General features: G+C 66.6%; 14 protein-coding genes. 5 read left to right on the forward strand and 9 right to left on the reverse strand.

Annotated elements, in window-relative coordinates; genetic code table 11:
* Positions 1-28: 28 nt before the first annotated feature.
* On the reverse strand, positions 29-1,555 hold the full coding sequence (locus IFS44_RS12430) for an acyl-CoA carboxylase subunit beta (protein WP_192098636.1): 1,527 nt from the start codon (positions 1,553-1,555) through the stop codon (positions 29-31).
* A 101-nt stretch (positions 1,556-1,656) separates the two neighbouring features.
* On the opposite strand from IFS44_RS12430, the gene IFS44_RS12435 reads away from it, so the two are divergent.
* Entirely contained in the window at positions 1,657-3,051 is a 1,395-nt protein-coding gene (locus tag IFS44_RS12435; protein WP_192098637.1) for a helix-turn-helix domain-containing protein, read from the forward strand.
* Between the two features lie 419 nt (positions 3,052-3,470).
* Here the strand turns inward: IFS44_RS12435 and IFS44_RS12440 are convergent, their stop codons facing one another.
* Positions 3,471-3,872 carry an acyl-CoA thioesterase gene (locus IFS44_RS12440; RefSeq protein WP_107931458.1) on the reverse strand — a complete coding sequence of 134 codons (402 nt, stop codon included), beginning with the start codon at positions 3,870-3,872 and terminating at the stop codon, positions 3,471-3,473.
* A 170-nt stretch (positions 3,873-4,042) separates the two neighbouring features.
* Here IFS44_RS12440 and clpB point away from each other — a divergent pair, with 170 nt between their 5' ends.
* On the forward strand, positions 4,043-6,622 hold the full coding sequence (clpB, locus tag IFS44_RS12445) for an ATP-dependent chaperone ClpB (RefSeq protein WP_192098638.1): 2,580 nt from the start codon (positions 4,043-4,045) through the stop codon (positions 6,620-6,622).
* Positions 6,623-6,691: 69 nt separating this feature from the next.
* Here the strand turns inward: clpB and IFS44_RS12450 are convergent, their stop codons facing one another.
* Entirely contained in the window at positions 6,692-9,772 is a 3,081-nt protein-coding gene (locus IFS44_RS12450; RefSeq protein ID WP_031396144.1) for a TonB-dependent receptor domain-containing protein, read from the reverse strand.
* A gap of 415 nt (positions 9,773-10,187) precedes the next feature.
* Positions 10,188-13,283: a TonB-dependent receptor domain-containing protein gene (locus IFS44_RS12455; protein ID WP_244650223.1), complete on the reverse strand. Its 3,096-nt coding sequence runs from the start codon at positions 13,281-13,283 to the stop codon at positions 10,188-10,190.
* A 348-nt stretch (positions 13,284-13,631) separates the two neighbouring features.
* On the opposite strand from IFS44_RS12455, the gene IFS44_RS12460 reads away from it, so the two are divergent.
* Positions 13,632-14,168: a hypothetical protein gene (locus tag IFS44_RS12460; protein ID WP_192098640.1), complete on the forward strand. Its 537-nt coding sequence runs from the start codon at positions 13,632-13,634 to the stop codon at positions 14,166-14,168.
* Positions 14,169-14,181: 13 nt separating this feature from the next.
* On the opposite strand, the gene IFS44_RS12465 is transcribed toward IFS44_RS12460, so the two are convergent.
* The 3 genes from IFS44_RS12465 to xseA are packed head-to-tail and all read right to left on the reverse strand — an operon-like array spanning position 14,182 to position 16,728.
* Positions 14,182-15,036: a M23 family metallopeptidase gene (locus IFS44_RS12465; protein WP_446740852.1), complete on the reverse strand. Its 855-nt coding sequence runs from the start codon at positions 15,034-15,036 to the stop codon at positions 14,182-14,184.
* Positions 15,033-15,233: a DUF2093 domain-containing protein gene (locus tag IFS44_RS12470; protein ID WP_031441717.1), complete on the reverse strand. Its 201-nt coding sequence runs from the start codon at positions 15,231-15,233 to the stop codon at positions 15,033-15,035. The genes IFS44_RS12465 and IFS44_RS12470 overlap by 4 nt, the downstream gene beginning before the upstream one ends.
* Before the next feature lie 31 nt (positions 15,234-15,264).
* Positions 15,265-16,728 carry an exodeoxyribonuclease VII large subunit gene (xseA, locus tag IFS44_RS12475; protein WP_446740853.1) on the reverse strand — a complete coding sequence of 488 codons (1,464 nt, stop codon included), beginning with the start codon at positions 16,726-16,728 and terminating at the stop codon, positions 15,265-15,267.
* Here xseA and purD point away from each other — a divergent pair.
* Positions 16,727-17,998 (forward strand): phosphoribosylamine--glycine ligase, encoded by a 1,272-nt coding sequence (gene purD, locus IFS44_RS12480; RefSeq protein WP_192098641.1) that lies wholly within the window; start codon positions 16,727-16,729, stop codon positions 17,996-17,998. The two genes, xseA and purD, sit on opposite strands and share 2 nt — an antisense overlap.
* Before the next feature lie 127 nt (positions 17,999-18,125).
* Positions 18,126-18,941, forward strand: coding sequence for a hypothetical protein (locus tag IFS44_RS12485; protein WP_192098642.1), 816 nt, complete (start codon positions 18,126-18,128; stop codon positions 18,939-18,941).
* 51 nt (positions 18,942-18,992) lie between these two features.
* On the opposite strand, the gene IFS44_RS12490 is transcribed toward IFS44_RS12485, so the two are convergent.
* A complete protein-coding gene (locus tag IFS44_RS12490) occupies positions 18,993-19,235 on the reverse strand; it encodes a hypothetical protein (protein ID WP_192098643.1) in 243 nt (80 codons plus the stop codon).
* Positions 19,236-19,701: 466 nt separating this feature from the next.
* On the reverse strand, positions 19,702-20,208 hold a 507-nt coding region (locus tag IFS44_RS12495), incomplete at its 5' end, for a hypothetical protein (RefSeq protein ID WP_206757837.1).

Genomic DNA, 20,208 nt, shown 5'->3' on the forward strand with positions numbered 1-20,208 from the left:
GCTTGGCATGACCCAACAAGCCGCCCGGTCAGAGCGGGATGTTGTCATGCTTCTTCCACGGATTCTCGATGCTCTTGCCGCGCAGCTTGCGCAGCCCCAGCGCGATCCGCCGCCGTGTCGAATGCGGCTGGATCACCTCGTCGATGAACCCCTTGCTCGCCGCGACGAACGGGTTGGCGAAGCGCGCCTCATATTCCGCGGTCCGCTCCGCGATCTCCTCGGGCGTCTTGCCGCGGAAGATGATCTCGACCGCGCCCTTCGCGCCCATCACCGCGATCTCCGCGGTCGGCCATGCATAGTTGAGGTCGCCGCGCAGATGCTTCGACGCCATCACGTCATACGCGCCGCCATAGGCCTTGCGCGTGATCACGGTGATCTTCGGCACGGTCGCCTCGCCGTACGCGAACAGCAGTTTCGCGCCGTGCTTGATGATGCCGTTATGCTCCTGCGCGGTGCCGGGCAGAAAGCCGGGGACGTCGACGAAGGTCACGATCGGGATCTCGAACGCATCGCAGAAGCGCACGAACCGCGCCGCCTTTTTCGAGCTGTTGATGTCGAGCACGCCCGCGAGCACCATCGGCTGGTTCGCGACGAAACCGACGGTCCGCCCCTCGATCCGCCCGAAGCCGGTGATGATGTTGGCCGCATGCGCCGGCTGCGTCTCGAAGAAATCGCCCTCGTCGACGACCTTCCGGATCAGCTCGTGCATGTCATAGGGCTGGTTCGCCGACGCCGGGATCAGCGTGTCGAGGCTTTCCTCGACCCGGTCCCACTCGTCCGCGGTCGGCCGCTCGGGCACGCCCGCCCGGTTCGATTCGGGCAGGAAGTCGAAGAAGTCGCGCGCCGCGAGCAGCGCCTCGATGTCGTTCTCGAACGCATTGTCCGCGACCGACGTCTTGGTCGTGTGCGTCACCGCGCCGCCCAGCGCCTCCTGCGTGACCACCTCGTTCGTCACCGTCTTGACCACGTCGGGCCCGGTCACGAACATGTAGCTCGAATCCTTCACCATGAAGATGAAGTCGGTCATCGCCGGGCTGTACACCGCGCCGCCTGCACACGGGCCCATGATCAGCGACAGCTGCGGCACGACGCCGCTCGCCAGCACGTTGCGCTGGAACACCTCGGCATAGCCGCCAAGGCTCGCGACGCCCTCCTGGATGCGCGCGCCGCCGCTGTCGTTCAGCCCGATGATCGGCGCGCCGACCTTCATCGCGCTGTCCATCACCTTGCAGATCTTCTGCGCGTGGCGTTCGCTGAGCGACCCGCCGAATACCGTGAAATCCTGGCTGAACACGAAGACGAGGCGGCCGTTGATCGTGCCCGATCCGGTGACCACGCCGTCGCCGGGGATCACCTGGTCCTGCATGCCGAAATCGACGCAATTATGCTCGACATACATGTCGAGCTCCTCGAACGATCCCTCGTCCAGCAGCACGTCAAGGCGCTCCCTTGCGGTGAGCTTTCCCTTGGCGTGCTGCGCTCCGATCCGCTTGATACCCCCGCCCACTCTTGCGGCTTCGCGGCGTCGTTCAAGCTCTTCGATCGTCGATGACATCGTCTCTCCGTCCTGCTGGGGGCTTTCACAGAGCGGGACGCAATGCGCAAATGCAATGTTGCAAACTTGTGCCACCCATGTTTGCAAACTACACCCGCCGCATGACCACACCCCCACGCCGCCTCTTCGTCGGACACCGGCTGCGCGACCTTCGCGGCACGCTCGGGATCAGCCAGGCGGCGATGGCGGTGCGGATCGGCATCTCGGTCAGCTATCTCTCGCAGATCGAGAATGGCGACCGCCCGGTCAGCGAGGCGGTGCTCGTCACGCTCGCACGCGAATTCCCCGCCGACTGGGGCAGCATCGACGCCGCCGACGACACCGCGCTGCTCGTCGCGACGCTTGAGGCCGTCACCGACACCAGCGTCGCCGCACCGACGCTCGACGAAAGCGCGATCCGCCGCGCGGTGAAGCACCAGCCCTTGCTCGCCCAGCGGCTCGTCGCGATGCACGACGCCTATCGCCGTGCGCAGGAACAGTTGCGCGCGCTCGATGACCGGCTGGTTGCGGGGTCAGGCGCGCCCGGGCTGCTCCCCTGGGAGGATGTCCGCGACTGGTTTCACGCCGCGGGCAATTATGTCGACACGCTCGATCGCCGTGCGGAGGAAATCGGCGAGACGCTCGGCAGCGACCGGATCACAGCGCTCGAGGCGCGGCTCGCGGCACGCGGCGTATCCGTCGCGATCTCGGGCGCGCTAGCTGCCCCCTTGCGCGACTATGACGGTGCAACGCTGCGGCTCGACGGATCGCAGCCCGGCGAGACCACGCTCTTCTCGCTCGCGCATCAGGTCGCGCGCGGCGAATTCGCCGATCTGATCGCCGACATCGTCGCCGCCTCCGACATGGCGTCGGAGACCGCGCGCGCGCTGCTCACCGCGGGGCTTACCAATTACGCCGCGGGCGCGATCGTCATGCCCTATACCCGCTTCCGCGCAGAGGCGCGCAGCGTCCGCCACGATATCGACCGGCTGCGGCGGATCTTCGGCACCAGCTTCGAACAGACCTGCCACCGGCTCTCGACCTTGCAGCGCCCCGGCGCGCTCGGCATCCCGTTCTTCTTCTGCCGCGTCGACATGGCGGGCAACATCACCAAGCGCCACTCCGCCACCCGCCTCCAGTTTGCGCGCTTCGGCGGCGCCTGTCCCTTGTGGATCGTCCACGAAGCGGTCGCGATCCCCGACCGCATCCTCACGCAATTGCTCGAGACCAGCGACGGCATCCGCTACGTCTCGATGGCCAAAGGGCTGGTGAAACCGTCCGAAACCTATACCCGGCCCGCGCGCCGCTATGCGGTGGCGCTGGGCTGCGAGGAGGCGAACGCGTCCGAATTCATCTACGCCGACGCGCTCGGCACCGGCGGTATCGCCACCCCGATCGGCGCCTCCTGCCGCATCTGCCTGCGCCCCGACTGCGACCAGCGCGCCTTTCCGCCGGCCGCCAGCGAAATCCGCGTCGACCCCAACCGCCGCGGCGCGGTCCCGTATGAGGTGGTGTGAGCGGCTAGACCACCTCCCCGGCGAAGGCCGGGGCCCAGTTGGGGGCCGGAAATAAGGTGAGGCGACGCGGAGTCATGAGGGCCGTCCCACCTGGGCCCCGGCCTCCGCCGGGGAGGTAGTGTACGTCGCTGACCGCTCGCCCCAATCCGGCGACCCAGGACAGGCGGCCGCATCCAGCCCGCCCCCCCAAAACCCGTCATCCCCGCGAAGGCGGGGATCCAGACCGGCAAACCACGGCGATACCCACAAAAGCCAGCCGCTCCGGCTTCCCGCCTCCGCGGGAATGACGGCACGGGTCGCACGTCCCGGTCAAAAAAACCCCGTTCCCCCGCGAAAGCGGGGGCCCAGGGTCAAGCAACGCAGCGCTTCATAATCCTGGACTCCCGCCTACGCGGGAGAACGGCCGGGGCAAACGCCCCTCAATCCTTCGGAAAGAACCGCTCCACCACATGACTCGCCAGTCGCGAAGGCCGCAGCGTCTCCGCATCCAGGCAACACCAGCTCGACTTCACCTCGGCCAGCACATCCTCGCCGCGCTTGATGATCGTCTCGTAAAACGCCCGCGCGCCCTGCACCTTCTCGAGCAGCACCGTCGCGATCACGTCGTCGTCCAGAAACGCCGGCTTGCGGTAGGTAATCTCGTGTTTCAGCGCGACCCACAAATGCCCCGCCACCGCCTCGGCCGGGGCGAGACGCTGCCAGTGATCGATCACCGCGGCCTGTACCCACTTCAGATAGTTCGCGTTGTTGACGTGACCCATGAAGTCGATGTCGGCCGGCTCGATGCCGATGGCGTAGATATGGGGAATGGCTGTTGACACCCCACCCATATAGCATGGGCGGGGGCTTATAGCGATGACGACGCTGCTTCGACACCGACAATAAACGCTATTCCGGCCCGCGGCGCTTGTCCCTAGCATGATGCAACGCCGCCCTCTTGTGTTGCCTAAATACAACACCATCTCTGGCCAAAGACCACAGGGATACGCCCATGAACATCGACAAATTCACCGACCGCGCGAAAGGCTTCCTCCAGTCCGCGCAGACCGTCGCGATCCGCATGAACCATCAGCGGATCGCGCCCGAGCATCTGCTGAAGGCGCTGCTCGAGGACGAACAGGGCATGGCCGCCGGGCTGATCGCGGCCGCGGGCGGCGACGCCAAGCGCGCGACCGCCGAGACCGACCTCGCGCTCGCCAAGATCCCCGCCGTCTCGGGCTCGGGCGCGCAGACCACGCCGGGGATCGACAATGACGCGGTCCGCGTGCTTGACCAGGCCGAACAGATCGCGACCAAGGCGGGCGACAGCTTCGTCACCGTCGAGCGTCTGCTCGTCGCGCTCGCGCTCTCGCTCAACACCGCCGCGGGCAAGGCGCTGAAGACCGGCGGCGTCACCCCCGAGGGGCTCAACACCGCGATCAACAGCGTCCGCCAGGGCCGCACCGCGGACACCGCGGGCGCCGAGGACCGCTATGACGCGCTCAAGAAATTCGCGCGCGACCTCACCCAGGCGGCGCGCGACGGCAAGCTCGACCCCGTCATCGGCCGCGACGAGGAGATCCGCCGCACGATCCAGATCCTCGCCCGCCGTACCAAGAACAATCCCGCGCTGATCGGCGAACCCGGCGTCGGCAAGACCGCGATCGCCGAAGGCCTCGCCCTTCGCATCGCGAACGGCGACGTCCCCGATACGCTCAAGGACCGCCGCCTGATGTCGCTCGACATGGGCTCGCTGATCGCGGGCGCGAAATATCGCGGCGAGTTCGAGGAGCGGCTGAAGGGCGTGCTCGACGAGGTGAAGGCCGCCGAGGGCGACGTGATCCTGTTCATCGACGAGATGCACCAGCTGATCGGCGCGGGCAAATCCGAAGGCGCGATGGACGCGGGCAACCTGCTCAAACCCGCGCTCGCCCGCGGTGAACTCCACTGCGTCGGCGCGACCACGCTCGACGAATATCGCAAATATGTCGAGAAGGACCCCGCGCTCCAGCGCCGGTTCCAGCCCGTCATGGTCGGCGAACCCACGGTCGAGGACACGATCTCGATCCTGCGCGGCCTGAAGGAGAAATACGAGCTCCACCACGGCGTCCGCATCACCGACGGCGCGATCGTCGCCGCCTCGACGCTGTCGAACCGCTACATCACCGACCGCTTCCTCCCCGACAAGGCGATCGACCTGATGGACGAGGCCGCGAGCCGGATCCGCATGGAGGTCGAATCCAAGCCCGAGGAGATCGAGAATCTCGACCGCCGGATCATCCAGCTCAAGATCGAACGCGAAGCGCTGAAGCGCGAGACCGACGAGGCCTCGATCGACCGGCTCGACACGCTCGAGGGCGATCTCGTCAATCTCGAGGAACAGTCCGCCGAGCTGACGACGCGCTGGAAGGGCGAGAAGGACAAGATCAACGCCGAGGCGCGACTGAAGGAACAGCTCGACGCCGCGCGATTGGAACTCGACCAGGCACAGCGCTCGGGCGACCTCGCACGCGCGGGCGAGCTCTCCTACGGCACGATCCCCGGGCTGCAGCGCCAGCTCGACGAGGCCGCGGGCGCGACCAAGGGCGCGATGCTGCGCGAGGAGGTCAATGCCGACGACATCGCCGGCGTCGTCAGCCGCTGGACCGGCATCCCGGTCGAGCGGATGCTCCAGGGCGAGCGCGACAAATTGCTCGCGATGGAGGCGACGATCGGCAAGCGCGTCATCGGCCAGGCCCATGCGGTCAAGGCCGTCTCGACCGCGGTCCGCCGTGCGCGCGCGGGGCTGCAGGATCCCAACCGCCCCTTGGGCAGCTTCCTGTTCTTGGGGCCAACCGGCGTCGGCAAGACCGAGCTGACCAAGGCGCTCGCCGAATTCCTGTTCGACGATCCGTCGGCGATGGTCCGCATCGACATGAGCGAGTTCATGGAAAAGCACGCGGTCGCCCGGCTGATCGGCGCGCCTCCCGGCTATGTCGGTTATGAGGAGGGCGGCGTGCTGACCGAGGCGGTCCGCCGGCGTCCCTATCAGGTGATCCTGTTCGACGAGGTCGAGAAGGCGCATGGCGACGTGTTCAACGTGCTCCTCCAGGTGCTCGACGACGGCCGCCTGACCGACGGCCAGGGTCGCACGGTGGATTTCAGCAACACGCTGATCATCCTGACGAGCAATCTCGGCAGCCAGTATCTCGCCAACATGGCCGAGGGCGACGACGTCTCGTCGGTCGAACCGCAGGTGATGGAGATCGTCCGGTCGCACTTCCGCCCGGAATTCCTCAACCGCCTAGACGAGGTGATCCTGTTCCACCGTCTGGGCCAGGCGCACATGGCGCCAATCGTCGACATCCAGGTATCGCGCGTCGACAAGCTGCTGGCCGACCGCAAGATCACGCTCGACCTCACGGAAGCCGCCCGCGCCTGGCTCGGCCGCGTCGGCTACGACCCCGTCTATGGCGCAAGGCCCCTCAAACGCGCGGTCCAGCGCTACCTCCAGGACCCGCTCGCCGACATGCTCCTGCGCGGCGAGGTCAAGGACGGCGCCACCGTCCATATCGACGAGGGCGACGGAAAACTGGTGCTCGCGGTCGGCTGAGCCCCCGAACCGCAGGCACAAAAAAAGGGCGGGTCCCGAAGGACCCGCCCTCATGCAGAATGCTCGTTCTTAGAAGTCGACGCGAGCGCCGACCCGGAAGAAGCGACCCAGGACGTTCGCCGTCGTCCATGCGGGGTTGTACTGGTTGATGCTGTACCCGCCGCTCGGATCGAACGGGGGCTTGATGTCGAAGATGTTGAGCACGTTGGTGTACAGCGTGAACCGGTCGTTGACCTTGACCGTCGCGGTCATGTCGACGTTCCACGTTGCCTTCGCGTTGCACAGCACGGGCGAGCCGTCCTGGTACGTCACGACCGACGAACCGATGCTCGCCTCGCAATCGCCCTTCACACCGCTGTAACCGTTCGAGACATCGGTCGATGCCAGGTCATAGCCCCCGGTGTAGTAGGCGGTCGCCGAAAGCGACGCGGCTCCGACTTCGACGGTGTTCTGCCACGTCGCACGCCACTTGGGCGAACCCGAGCACGACGTGTTGTTGCAGGGGCTGAGCGTACCGTCATAGCGTTCGGTGTTGCCGTCTGCAGTCCGCTTGTCGAACCGGAGCAGGTAAGACGCATCGGCCGACGTGGTGAACGTGACGTTGTCGCCGATCGGGAAGCGCGCATTGGCACCAAAATCGATACCCTGCACGTTCTGCTGATCCGCATTCTGGTACGAGACCTCGATGAAGCCGATCTGTGGCAGTGCCGCAGGGTTGTCATTATCGGCCAGGCCGGGACGGACGACGACGCCGGGCAGGTTCACGACACCATTGTTCGCGTAATACTGCTCGAACGCGCCGGCCGAGCTGGCCGGGTTGATGATGCCCTTCACCTTGATGTTGAAGTAATCAACGGTGAAGTTGATCCGCGATGTCGGCTCGAAGATCGCACCGAGCGTCCAGCTGGTCGACTTTTCGGGGTCGAGGTTCGGATTGCCCGTTGAGGTGTTGCCGACCGAGAACTGACCCGTTGCATAGGAGTTGCCGCCATGCGCGGCGATGAACGCAGCCTGCGCCGGGATGCTCGGGTCGAGCGACCGCGTGACATAACCCGTGGTCGGCAGGCCGTTAGCTTCGTTGAAGCTCGGGATGCGGAACCCCTTCGAATAGGTACCGCGCAACGAGAACTGCTCGATCGGGGTGAACTTCGCACCGATCTTTGGCGAGAAGTTGCTTTGACCCGACGAATAGTCGTCATAGCGGCCCGAACCGTTGATCACGAGCTGGTCGAGGACCGGCGCGTTGATTTCGAAGAAGGCCGACTTCACGTTGCGGCTACCCACTGCACCGACCGAATTCACGCCATAATAGCGGTCATAAGGGGCGGCGTCGTTCTGCGGGTTCGCGCTGGGGTTGTCGATCGACTCCTTGCGATAGGCCGCACCCACCGCGACCTGCAACGGACCACCTGGCAGCGTAAACAGCGCCTTCGAGATGTTGCCCTGGATCTGCCAGAGATCGGCCGTCGAGCGCGTCCGGTTTTCGGGCGCGATGTAGTTGCGACTCTCTTCCGAGTTCGCGCTCGGGTTGACGAAGTTATACGTCCCCCGCGCGATCACGTCGAGCAGGCGCTGCGGGATCAGGTAGTTCTTCTGGATGACGTCGAGCTGCGTGTTCGACGCGGTGAAGTCCGCATTGTAGTTCCAGTCGTCGCCGAACGAACCCTTGAGCCCTGCGGCGATGCGCAGCGCGCGCGAGTTGGTCTCGATCGTACGCGGCCGGTCATACAGGCTCAGCAGCTGCGCACGGTTGCCGCTTGCCGCGAAGGGGTTGTTCGGGTTCAGAACCCCGTTCCCCACGTTGCAGCCCGTGTTCAGCATCGTCAGCGAACCAACGCCGCCGGCGCAGACATAGGTCGGCAGGAAGAGCGGGTTCAGCACGACCGCACCCGGCGGCGTGGTCTGGTTGTTGTAGCCGAGCGGGCTCAGCTGCGTGAAGGTGTTGGTCCGGTAATAGTTACCCGAGACATAGGCCTGTGCGTTCTCGCCGACATTGGCGGTGAAACGACCGGCAAAGCCGTACCGCTCCTGTTGCGGCAATACCTGCAGATACTGCTTGCGGAAGTCCTGCTGACAGACGACCGACCCGGCGGTCGGGCTCTGCCCGGGAAGAACCGTCACGGGGTTCAGGTTGCGACACCCATCGGCCGCGTTCAGGATATTGTACCGGCCGAGCGCGGCGCCGGTCGCATCGACGGGACGGACCAGCGGTACGGTCGTCGACGCCAGTCCGGAAAACGTACCGTCGGCATTGAAGAAGTTGCGTGCACCGGCGGGCTGGCGGATGCAGCTGCCCGCGTCGTTGCAGATCCGGCTCAGGTCCGACGAGTTGAACGGATAGCCGCGATCGCTTGCATTGACTGCTGCGGTGTTCTGATACTCGCCGTTGACGTAGAAGTTATAGCCCTGGGTGGCGAGGTCGCCATAGCCCCAGGTGGCATCGAGCCGCTGCTCGGCGCCGTCGCCGCGATCCGAAATGCCCGCAGATCCGTTGAGGTGGAGACCCTCGACCTGCTTCTTCATGATGACGTTGATGACGCCCGCGACCGCATCCGCGCCATAGGTCGACGATGCACCGTCCTTGAGCACTTCGATCCGCTCGACCAGCGCGCTCGGGATCGTGTTCATGTCGACGAAGTTGCGCTGGCCGTCATCGGCCAGCGGATAGGGTGCCATGCGAAGGCCGTCGAACAGCGTCAGCGTCGACTGGACCGACAGGCCGCGAAGCGACGCCGCGGTCGCCCCGGTCGCAAAGTTGCTGCCCGTGTTCCAGCCCTGGCTGATCGTACCCGCACCGTTCGACGTCAGCCGCTGCACGGCCTCGGCCGCGGTGTTGATGCCGCGCTCCTGCAGAGTCGCGGCGGTCAGCGTGGTGACGGGCGACGGGCCGGTGTCGCGCCCGCGGAACAGCGACCCCGTGACGACGATATCCTCGCCATCCTGTGGCGTGTTGGCGGTCGGCGGCAACTGCGCAGCGTCGGAAGCGGGTTCCGCTTCGTTGGTCGGGGCCGTCGTCGGCGCCGATGCGGGGGGCGGCACGGTCTGCGCCGACGCCGGGCCGGCAAAGACGATACCGGCACCCATCAGCATGAGCGCCTGCAAGGCGGTTCCCCCGCGCAGCGCGCAGCGTGCGAAACTCGAATTGGTCACTTGAGCGTTATCCCTCGCTTGTACCCTTGCGGCTGCATCGCAGTCCGCCGGGCAATGTCGCGCCCCCTTCATCGCGCGCAGTGACGCGACCCCAAAGGACAATGGCGATGGGATGGAGGTGCTGTCGCATCCTGTAAAGAATGCATCCGGGCGGCCGAATGCTTTGGCAATCTCGTGTAGCGAAAAAGACACAATCACTGGTGCTTTTTCTTACAATCTGTTGCTTTTTCCGACAGCAGATCCTCGCTGCGCATAATAATTAGGCAAAGGCATTTTCACGTCGCACCCGCGACAGGCGCTTGGCGAGGCCTTGGTTCGGGCTTCAGCGTCACTCCGGACCGGCCGCCCGAACCAAAAAAAGGGGGCGGCGGATCCATGATCCGCCGCCCCCCGATATCGCGTCCGGAAGGATCGCTTACATGTCGATCGTCAGGCCGACGAACAGGTACCGGCCGAGCGCGTCATAGATGCCCGGATAGGTGTTGCCGTTGCCGAACGAGCCGATCGGCGAGGCTGTCGCGCTGAGGATCGGCGGCGTCTTGTCGAGCACGTTGTTGACGCCGAGGCGGTAGGTGACCTTGTCCGCGACCCGGATGGTGGCGGCGAGATCGAAATAGTCCTGCGCCTTCACGCGGCCGTCATTGGCAAAGAACGGCCCGGCCAGATCCGCATCGCTGCTGGTCCGCTCGAACTTGGTCGCCGACAGATGGCGCCAGTTGCCCGACAGGCCGATGCCGCCCAGCGTGGTCAACGACAGACGCGCCTGGTGACGCCACTTGGACATCGGATAGCCGCACTGTGCGCCGTACAGGCCCGCGCAATCGAACTTGGTGCCGACCTTGTCCGACGTGAACTTGTCGACATAGGTGCCGTTGAACGACAGCCCGATCGTGCCGATGCTGTCCGAGCGGTAGGTATAGCCCGCCGAGGTCTCGATCCCCTGCGTGGTCAGCGACCCTGCGTTGACGTTGGTGTCGACGATGAAGCCCGCATTGCCCTGCCACAGCGTGCCGTTGGCATCGCGGTTGATCGCACTGCAGAACTGGTCGTCGGCTGTCTGGAGGCACTGCGCGATGATCGTGTCCGCGCCGACGACGCCGATCCGGTCCTTCAGCTTGATGCGGAAGCCGTCGACCGACAGGTTGAAGCCCGGCAGGAACGACGGCCGCAGGATCACGCCCGCGGTGAACGTGTCGGCCTTTTCGGGGCGCAGGTTCGGGTTACCGCCGAGCAGGCCGTTATACTGCTCGGACGGGTTGGCGGCGATCAGGCCGAACCGGTTCGCGGGAACGCCGGTCAGCGCGCACTGCGCGGCCGTGTTGCCGTTGACCAGACCGTTGACCGCGCCGCCGGCGCAGGGATCGGTCGCACCGTCGAGCTGGACCGACTGCTGCGCGAACAGCTCCTGCGTGTTCGGCGCGCGGACCGCACGGTTGTAGCCGCCGCGGAAGCGGACGTCGGAGACCGGCGCCCAGACCAGCTCACCCTTGTACGAATGCGCCGAACCCGCGGTGCTGTAGCTCGAATAGCGATAGCCGCCATTGACCGTCAGCTCGTTGACGAACGGGCGGTCGCTGACCAGCGGCACCTGGATTTCGCCGAACACTTCCTTGACGGTGTAGCTGCCGCGGATCGGCAGCGTCGCGCCGCCCTGGCCGGCCAGATCGCCGCTCAGGAACGCGTTGTCGACTTCGAGGCTCAGCGATTCCTTGCGGTACTCGCCACCGACGTTCAGCGCGATGCCCTCGCTCGCGAACGGCGACTGCACGCCGTATTCGGCGCCCTTGAAGGTGAAGTTCGCGTTGAGGACGGTTTCCTTGTTCTCGCCCGACTGGAAGCCCGGGGTCTGGACATAGTTCAGCGCCTCGGGCGTGATCCCGGCCGCGCCGAAGATGTTGAGCGGGACGCAGGTCGGATCGGTGCCGTCGACGACCGAGCGGCAGACCGCCTGACCGGTCGTTGCCAGGCCGGGGCGTGTGTCGATGATCGCGTCGAGCGCGCGCGTGGTGCGCGAGATCGAGAATTCATTGCGATACACCTGGCTGAACACGGTGCTGCCGAACTGGCCATAGGCCTCGTACGAAATGCCCTTGTCGATATCGCCGGTCGCGCCCGCGACGAAGCGATACTGGGTGTGGCGAAGATCCGCCTGACGCCCGCCGCCCTCGACGTTGCGACGGCCGATGCGGACGTTCGCCTGCTGATACTGCGAGCCGTCCGGGTTGGTCAGGTTGACCACCGCGCCATTGGCGTCGGTCACCAGGTTGGACGCACGGCAGAAGGTCGAGACCTGCGCCGCCGACAGCAGCGGGTTGTTGCAGTTCAGGACCGTCGTGTTGTTGAAATCACCTGACGGCGCGATCTGCGCGACCGAGCGATCGTCCATGAACATGAAGTCGGCATAGGGCTTGAACGCGTCGCTGACTTCATACTTGGCGAGGAAGCCCGCGGTGTAGCGCGTGTCCGGACGCTGGTAATAGTTCAGCGGGTTGGCGTTGTAGAGCGTCCGCCCCGCGACGAGCTGGCCTGCTGCGTTCAGCGTATAGCCGGTCGGCGGCCCGCCCTCGGTCGCATCGCCGAGCGTGAAGTTCGCCGGGAATGCGGTGGCCGATCCGCCGCAGACATAATCGTTGCCGACATTGCCCGACGGCGCGTTCAGCCCGCACGAGCTATAGTCGCGCGACCCCTGCAGGATCGCGCCGATCTTGCGATAGCCGCCATAGCCGACGACATGGCCGCGGCCGTCGCTGGTTGCCGCGCCGACCTTGAAGTTGATGTCGAACTGCGTGCCGTCGAACGCCTGGCCGCTCGGCGCGGGATAGCCGCTTGCCGCCGACAGCGCCTGGAACCGCTCGCTGCGGTTGTTGTGGTTGTTGATGCCGCCCGACACGTCGACGCTGAAGCCTTCGTAATCGGTGTCGAGCACGAAGTTGACGACGCCCGCGATCGCGTCCGACCCATAGACCGAACCGGCGCCGCCGGTCAGCACGTCGACGCGCTTGATCAGCGAGGCGGGGATCATGTTGACGTCGGCGGCCGCACTCGCGGTGCTGCTCGACGAGGGGTTGCCCGGCATCAGGCGGCGGCCGTTGATCAGCACCAGCGTGCGCGATTCACCCAGGTTGCGCAGGTTGATCGTCGCCGTACCGGTCGACCCGTTCGACACCGACGAGGTCTGCGTCGCGAACGACGCCGGCAGGCTGTTGAGCACGTCCTCGATCCGCGTCGCGCCGCGCAGCTTGATGTCCGCCGCGTTGACCACGGTGATCGGGCTGGCAGAGGTCAGGTTGGGGTTCGAGATACGCGATCCGGTGACGACGATGTCGGTACCCGCGGCGGTCCCGGCTGCAGCGGGATCCTCGCTCGGCGTGTTCGAGACTGCCGGGGTCGTCGCTGCCGCGCCGTCGTCGCTGGTGGTGCTCTGCGGTGCGGGAGCCGGCTCGGCTGCCGGTGCAGGAGCCGGTGCGGTCTGGGCCGCTGCCGGAAGCGCCACGACGGCGCCCGCGATCATCGTGGACGCGAGCAGGCAGTCCCGAAACATATGATTCCGCATGTATTCATTCCCCTTTCGCGCCGTCATCCGTGATGACTGACGCGATGTGTTGCGGCGCGCTCCGGCGCACTGACTGGGGGCCGGTTACGCAAACGGCAGCGCTTTTGTCCAAAATAAAATTGTAAAATAGTAACGGATCATCGCATTGACGTACCATTGTTACAAAAAGGCAACATCGTGAAACCGGCGCCCTGCGGCGGGTTTTCCGAAGGAATCAAAGGGGATATTCCGGGGATGGCGGGCCCTGCGCGCCCCCGCCCCGGATCGGCCCCGGATTGCCGAAGCCGATACGAGGATGACACAGACATGCACATATCGACACGACGGGCGGCCGCCGGCCTGCTGACCACCGCCCTGTTGATCGCGGGCCTGCCGTCCGCTGCGACCGCGGGGTCGCCCCGCGGCGAACGCGCGCCCGTGCTGGTCGCGCTCAGCCAGTGCCGCACGCTGTCGGACACCGCCGCGCGGCTCGCCTGTTTCGACCGCTCGATCGCCGCGCTCGAACAGGCTGAAGCGAACCGGACGATCGTCATCATTGATCAGCAGCAGGTCCGCGAGACGCGGCGCGCGGTGTTCGGCATCGCGCTTCCCGAAACCGGCCTGCTCGGCAAGGCCGAGGAGCTGCCGCAGATCGAGGCGGTTCTCGCGGGTGCGTCGGTCGACGACTCCGGCCATTGGCGCTTCCAGCTCGGCGATGGCGCGCGCTGGACCCAGACCGACGACAATGTGATCGCCCGGCGCCCCCGCGCGAAGGACGCGGTCGTCATCAAGCGCGCCGCGCTCGGCAGTTTCCGGATGAGCGTCGGCGGTCAGCCCGCGGTCAAGGTCCGCCGCCTCACCTAGACGTCGCGCGCTCTTACTTCATCACCCCCGCCACCAGCAACGGATCAAGCTTCGCGTCCCCCCAGCGCAGGCTCCAGTGGAGATGCGGACCCGTCGCACGCCCGCTATTCCCCACCGCGCCGACCGGCTGGCCCTGCGTCACCCGGTCGCCCGGCTTCACGTCGATCCGCGACAGATGCAGGAACGCGCTGTTCAGCCCCATGCCGTGGTCGATCATCAGCAGATTGCCCTCCAGCGTGAAGGGGTGATCCGCCGCCAGGATCACCACCCCGTCCGCGGGCGCGACCACGACCGTCCCCGTCGGCCGCGCGATGTCGATCCCCGAATGATAGGAGCCCGCCTCGCCATTGGCATAGACGCGCTGCGACCCGAATAGCGTCGAGATCCGCCCCGTCACCGGCCAGACGAACGCCTGCCGCCAGCCGTCCGACACCGCCGCGATCCGCCGCGCCGCGACGATCTGCGCCAGCTCACCGGGGCGCACGCGCGCGAATTCGGGCGCGGGGACCGGATATTTGGGCAGGCTCGACAGCCGCGAAATGTCCCATCCGCGCGCTGCGATTCCCAGCGGCTGCTGCACGACGCGCCCGTCCGCCAGCGTCGCGACGAGCATCGCCTGCGTCCCCGCATCACGGTCGAACCCCGCGACGAACCGGCGATCGGGCGCGACCGTCACCGGCCGCCCGTCGAGCGTCAGCGCGCGCGTCCCCGCAGGCGCGGTGCCCAGGATCAGCCCGCCCTGGCTCAGCGTCCCGGTCCAGACGAACCCCGTCGCCGGGGGGGCGACCGCGACAGGCGCCGGCACGGTCTGCGCGACGCCGCCCGACGCCAGCAGTATCAACGGCAGCAGCAACAGCGGGCGGATCACCGCGGTTTCATCGCCTCGGCGGCGCCCGCCGCGGTCGCATAGGCCTCCTGCCGCTCGACGCTCCAGTAGCGCAGATCCTCGAGCAGGATGCGGTGGCCGGTGACCGCGCACACGACATGATCCCCCGGGCTCAGCACACGAAAGCCGTTCGCCATGTAATGCAGCTTGGCGGCGCGGTCGGAATTGGACATCAGCATCGGGTTTCTCTCGTCGTCACAGGGGGAAGGATCAGAACAGGGTCGGCTGGCGCGGCGCGGCACCGGCGGCAGCGGACGGGGCGGCAGACGGCGTCGGCCGGCTCACAGGCTTCGGCCTGGCGGCGACCTCGCGCTCACCCCCATCGACGGTGGCATCGACCATCCCGTCACGGAAATGCAGCGTCAGCGCCCCCGCTGCACGCGCCGCCGCCGCCGACGCCAGCGTCGTGCCCCCCGGAGCCCGAGACGTCACCCGCGCATAGCCCCGGTCGAGGATCGCATCCGGGTTGAGCGACTGGACCAGCCGCCACGTCGCATCGAGCCGTGCGCGCGCGCCCTCCAGCTTGCGCTCGAGCGTCGCCGGCCGCAGCGCAGCGCCCGACCGGTCGAGGCTCCCGCGCGCCAGCGTCAGCCGCCGCTCGAGCCCGCGGTCGAGCCGCTGCCCGGCATCGTCCGCACGCTGCCGCTGCGGCCCGAGCAGCTGGTCGCGCTTGGGCAGATGCCGCGCGAGCGCGTCGAGCCGCTCGCGCCCGCGCTCGACATAGCGTCGCGCGCACCGCTCGGTCCGGTTGCGATGGCTGTCGATCGTGAGGCGCAGGTCGGCGAGCACCGGCACCGCGATCTCGGCCGCCGCGGTCGGCGTCGGCGCGCGCAGGTCGGCGGCATAGTCGCACAGCGTCGTGTCGGTCTCATGCCCGACCGCGGAGATGATCGGGATCGAGCAGGCGGCGACCGCGCGCACCACGACCTCCTCGTTGAACGACCAGAGATCCTCGACCGACCCGCCGCCGCGCGCGACGATCACCAGGTCGGGGCGCGGCACCGGCCCGCCGGGCGCGATCGCATCGAACCCGCGCACCGCCGCGGCGATCTCGGCGGCCGATCCCTCGCCCTGCACCTTGACCGGCCAGACGATGACGTGCGTCGGACAGCGATCCTCGAGCCGGTGGAGAATGTCGCGGATCACCGCACCCGTCCCCGACGTCACCACGCCGATCACCTGCGGCATGAACGGCAGCGGCTTCTTACGGCCCGCGTCGAACAGCCCCTCGCCGCCGAGCTTCGCCTTCAGCTTCTCGAGCAGCGCCATCAGCGCGCCCGCGCCCGCCAGCTCCATCCGGTCGATCACGATCTGGTATTTCGACCGCCCGGGATAGGTCGTCAGCTTGCCCGTCGCGATCACCTCGACGCCGTCCTGCGGCACGAAGGCGAGCCGCGCCGCGCTCCCTTTCCAGATCACGCCGTCGATCACCGCCTGATCGTCCTTCAGCGCCATGTAGCAATGCCCCGACGCCACGCGCTTCCATCCCGAAATCTCGCCGCGCAGGCGGACATGGCCGAATTCGCCCTCGACCATCCGCTTCAGCTTGAACGCGAGTTCGCCGACCGACATGGCGAGTGCGTTGTCGCCGGCGACCGGCTCGGCTACCAGCCGCCCCATATCGCTCGCCAGCATGTCGCTGGACACGACGTCATCGGAAAAGGGATCGGGCATGAACGTCCTGCTGTTGGGCTCGGGGGGCCGCGAACATGCGCTCGCGTGGAAGCTGGTGCAATCGGCCAGCTTTTCTCCAGGCCTCGATACGCTCTATGCCGCGCCGGGCAACCCCGGCATTGCCAGCCTTGCGACGCTCGTGCGTCTCGATGCGACGGATCACGCATCGGTCGTCGCCTTCGTCCGCGAAAAGGCCATCGGCCTCGTCGTGATCGGCCCCGAGGCGCCGCTCGTCGACGGCCTCGCCGATAGCCTGCGCGCCGCCGCCATCCCCGTCTTCGGTCCGTCGAAAGCGGCCGCCCAGCTCGAAGGGTCGAAGGGCTTCACCAAGGATCTGTGCGCGCGCGCCGGCATCCCGACCGCGGGCTATGTCCGCGTCGCGAGCCGTGCCGATGCCGACGTCGCGCTCACCCGCACCTTCTCGCTCCCCGTGGTCATCAAGGCCGACGGGCTCGCTGCGGGCAAGGGCGTCGTCATCGCCTTCACCCGCGCCGAGGCCGATGCCGCGCTCGACGCGCTGTTCGCGGACGGCGAGGCGGAGGCGGTGATCGAGGAATTCCTCGAAGGCGAGGAGGCGAGCCTCTTCGTCCTCACCGACGGCACCACGCTGATGCCGTTCGGCTCCGCGCAGGATCACAAGCGCGTCGGCGAGGGCGATACCGGCCCCAATACCGGCGGCATGGGCGCGTACAGCCCCGCCCCCGTCCTCACCCCCGACCTCGAACAGCGCGCGCTCGACGAGATCGTCGCGCCCACCGTCGCGGCGATGGCGGCGGACGGGATCCCGTTCAGCGGCGTCCTTTATGCCGGCCTCATGCTCACCGCGCAGGGCCCCAAGCTGATCGAATATAACGCGCGCTTCGGCGATCCCGAGACGCAGGTGCTGATGATGCGATTCGAGGGCGACCTGATCGCGACCATGCTCGCGGTCGCAGAAGGTCGCCTCGCCGATCTCCCCCCCGCCCGCTTTAGCGACGCCACGGCGCTGACCGTCGTGATGGCGGCCCAGGGCTATCCCGGCACGCCCAAGGCGGGCGGCGCGATCATCGGCCTCGATTCGGCACGCGCGGCAGGCGGCACCGTCTTCCACGCCGGCACCCGGCTCGAGGATGGCGGCCTCGTCGCCGCGGGCGGCCGCGTCCTCGCGGTCACCGCCACCGGCGACGACCTCGCCTCCGCCCAGGCCAACGCCTACCGCGCGGTCGAGGCGATCGATTTCGCAGAAGGCTTCTACCGCCGCGACATAGGCTGGCGCGAACTCACCCGGTAACAGAAAAGCCCCTCCCCTTCAGGGGAGGGGTTGGGGTGGGGCGCATCCCCAACCGCAACGCCACTGATACCACCGCCAACACGCATTAAGTCTCGCCCCCCCCGACCCACCCCGCTACTATAGGCAAATGAACGAAACTTCCGCGACGTCCGCCTCGGGCGACAGCCTGCTCCCCGACGGCATCACCACGCTGACGACGATCCATTTCGCGATCATCGCGGTGCTCGCGCTCTTCGTGATCGCCGGGCTGCTCTGGGGCATCAAGGCCAAGCGCAGCCGCAAAAAGGCGTCGCGCGACGTCATCGCCAACGCGCGCGAAGCCGGCGTCGAACCCGCACCCAAGCCGACCCCCGATCTGCCCCCCGCGCCGACGCCCGTCGCCGCCAGCGAAACTCGCCCGGCCCCGGCCCCGAAGCCAGCCCCGAAACCGACCCCCGCCCCCAGCCAGTCGCAGGTCCAGACTGCCCCGACCCCGACCCCGACCCCCGCCCCGATTCCGGTCGCGCGTCCGGTCGCGCCCGCACCGCAGCCAGTCGCGCCCGCGCCCGCTCCCGCGCCGGCCCCCGCGCCGCTGTCCGACGAACCGATCGCCGCCGCCAGCTTCGACGCCAACCCCGCCGCCGAAGCCGCCACCCCGACCGAGGCGCCAGCCCCCACTCCGACACCCACCCCGGCACCCGCTCCAACCCCAGCGGTCGACCACGCAGCCGCCCCCGTCACCCAGCTCAAGGGCCTCGGCCCCAAGGTCGCCACCCGCCTCGCGGAATTGGGCGTCACCACCGTCGGCGACATGGCCGCACTCTCCGAAACCGAAGCGCAGAACATCGACGCGCAGCTCGGCGCCTTCACCGGCCGCATGGGCCGCGACCGCTGGATCGAACAATCCCGCCTCCTCGCCGCCGGCGACAAGCCCGGCTTCGAAGCCGTCTTCGGCAAACTCTGACGCCCGGGCCGCGCGTCAGCGTTTTGCATCGCGAATGGTTGGGATTGGCGGTCAGCTGCCGTTCGGGTTTGCCGGGCTGAAGGGAGCGCGGTCGCCGACGACTACGCCGACCTTCGCACTAAGGTGGACGGGCGCGGCCATCACCAAAGCGTGCAATTCCTTGGCGGGCAGAGCGGGAAAGACCAGTGTGACCAAGCCGTTGGTCTCGCCCTCCACCCTCAGAGGGCGAAACCCATGCTCATCGAAGCACGCGCGAGCCGCATCCTCGTTCTGCGGATAAACGCTGAATCGCATGCCGTCCCGTTTGCGCATAGCTAGAGAGTGACAGCGGCAACAAAGGTCCGCAAGTGGTGGTGAGCCGGACGTTGCGGATGATCAGGGTGCAGCTACAACACCTTCATGCTGTGGAACGTAATTGATAGACGCACTCGTCCATATCGTTGGCGTGAGGTCGACGCAATCGTGGAGGCGGTTGAGCACGATAATAGTTGTCCCGAGGCCGATCAGGCGCCCGAAAGTAATCCATCGCTGGTGGTCGACTACGACGCGCTCGAAGCTGTTTCGGTTTAGGAGGCAATAGCTTGGGCAAGCCAGCAGCAATGCCCTGTAACTCTATATCTGTATGACCTTGGTAGTGGCTTCACAAGGGAACAGCACTTTAACGAAATGGGTGTCCGCTTCCCCGACAGCGACGAAAAATCAGCGGATTGAACGTCCGTTTGTGGGCGAAAGCTGAATGGCCGGAAATGGTGGAAAGCGGTCATACCTTCATGGATTTTGCCGTAGTTGCCACCGCTGCGAGCAAATGCTCAAATTCCTCGATTTCAACAGGTGAGACGCCAAACTTCGTCAATAAGGAAGATGTGGTTCGTATGCCGCCTACGTACGCATCCACTTGGTCATCGAACTCTCCGCCGACGAATGTTTCATAATGGAGTTGCGGGGAGCAATCCAAAACTCGCTGTTTGATTCGTGCCTTCGAGCGCGAAGGATAGCGATCAAGCATTTCAGTCGGCATGATGACAGGAATGTAACGCAGGAGAAGCTCAACAGCGGCGAAGCGAGAGTTTCTCAATTGATGATTTAATAAGGGTTCGATTACACGGCGCACCGCCTCGCTCGCTTGATCGGCTGGTCCGTAAATCTCGCTCGACGCCCAAAATTCCACGACCGACTCCTGCAAAGCTTCCTCACCTTGTAGAAAAACGGGGATGTCCACAATTGGGCGATTGTGTTGAAAAAGTCGGGCTTGCAGTAGTGTCGGCGG

The organism is Sphingomonas sp. CFBP 13706 (assembly GCF_014842355.1).
Lineage (GTDB): Bacteria > Pseudomonadota > Alphaproteobacteria > Sphingomonadales > Sphingomonadaceae > Sphingomonas > Sphingomonas aerolata.

Excerpts from the sequence above, each read along its gene's own strand:
- IFS44_RS12490 (WP_192098643.1), bottom strand. The coding sequence starts at position 19,235 with ATGCGATTCAGCGTTTATCCGCAGAACGAGGATGCGGCTCGCGCGTGC.
- IFS44_RS12485 (WP_192098642.1), top strand. The coding sequence starts at position 18,126 with ATGAACGAAACTTCCGCGACGTCCGCCTCGGGCGACAGCCTGCTCCCC.
- IFS44_RS12430 (WP_192098636.1), bottom strand. The coding sequence starts at position 1,555 with ATGTCATCGACGATCGAAGAGCTTGAACGACGCCGCGAAGCCGCAAGA.
- IFS44_RS12460 (WP_192098640.1), top strand. The coding sequence starts at position 13,632 with ATGCACATATCGACACGACGGGCGGCCGCCGGCCTGCTGACCACCGCC.
- IFS44_RS12470 (WP_031441717.1), bottom strand. The coding sequence starts at position 15,233 with ATGCTGATGTCCAATTCCGACCGCGCCGCCAAGCTGCATTACATGGCG.
- purD (WP_192098641.1), top strand. The coding sequence starts at position 16,727 with ATGAACGTCCTGCTGTTGGGCTCGGGGGGCCGCGAACATGCGCTCGCG.
- clpB (WP_192098638.1), top strand. The coding sequence starts at position 4,043 with ATGAACATCGACAAATTCACCGACCGCGCGAAAGGCTTCCTCCAGTCC.
- IFS44_RS12455 (WP_244650223.1), bottom strand. The coding sequence starts at position 13,283 with ATGATCGCGGGCGCCGTCGTGGCGCTTCCGGCAGCGGCCCAGACCGCA.
- IFS44_RS12435 (WP_192098637.1), top strand. The coding sequence starts at position 1,657 with ATGACCACACCCCCACGCCGCCTCTTCGTCGGACACCGGCTGCGCGAC.
- xseA (WP_446740853.1), bottom strand. The coding sequence starts at position 16,728 with ATGCCCGATCCCTTTTCCGATGACGTCGTGTCCAGCGACATGCTGGCG.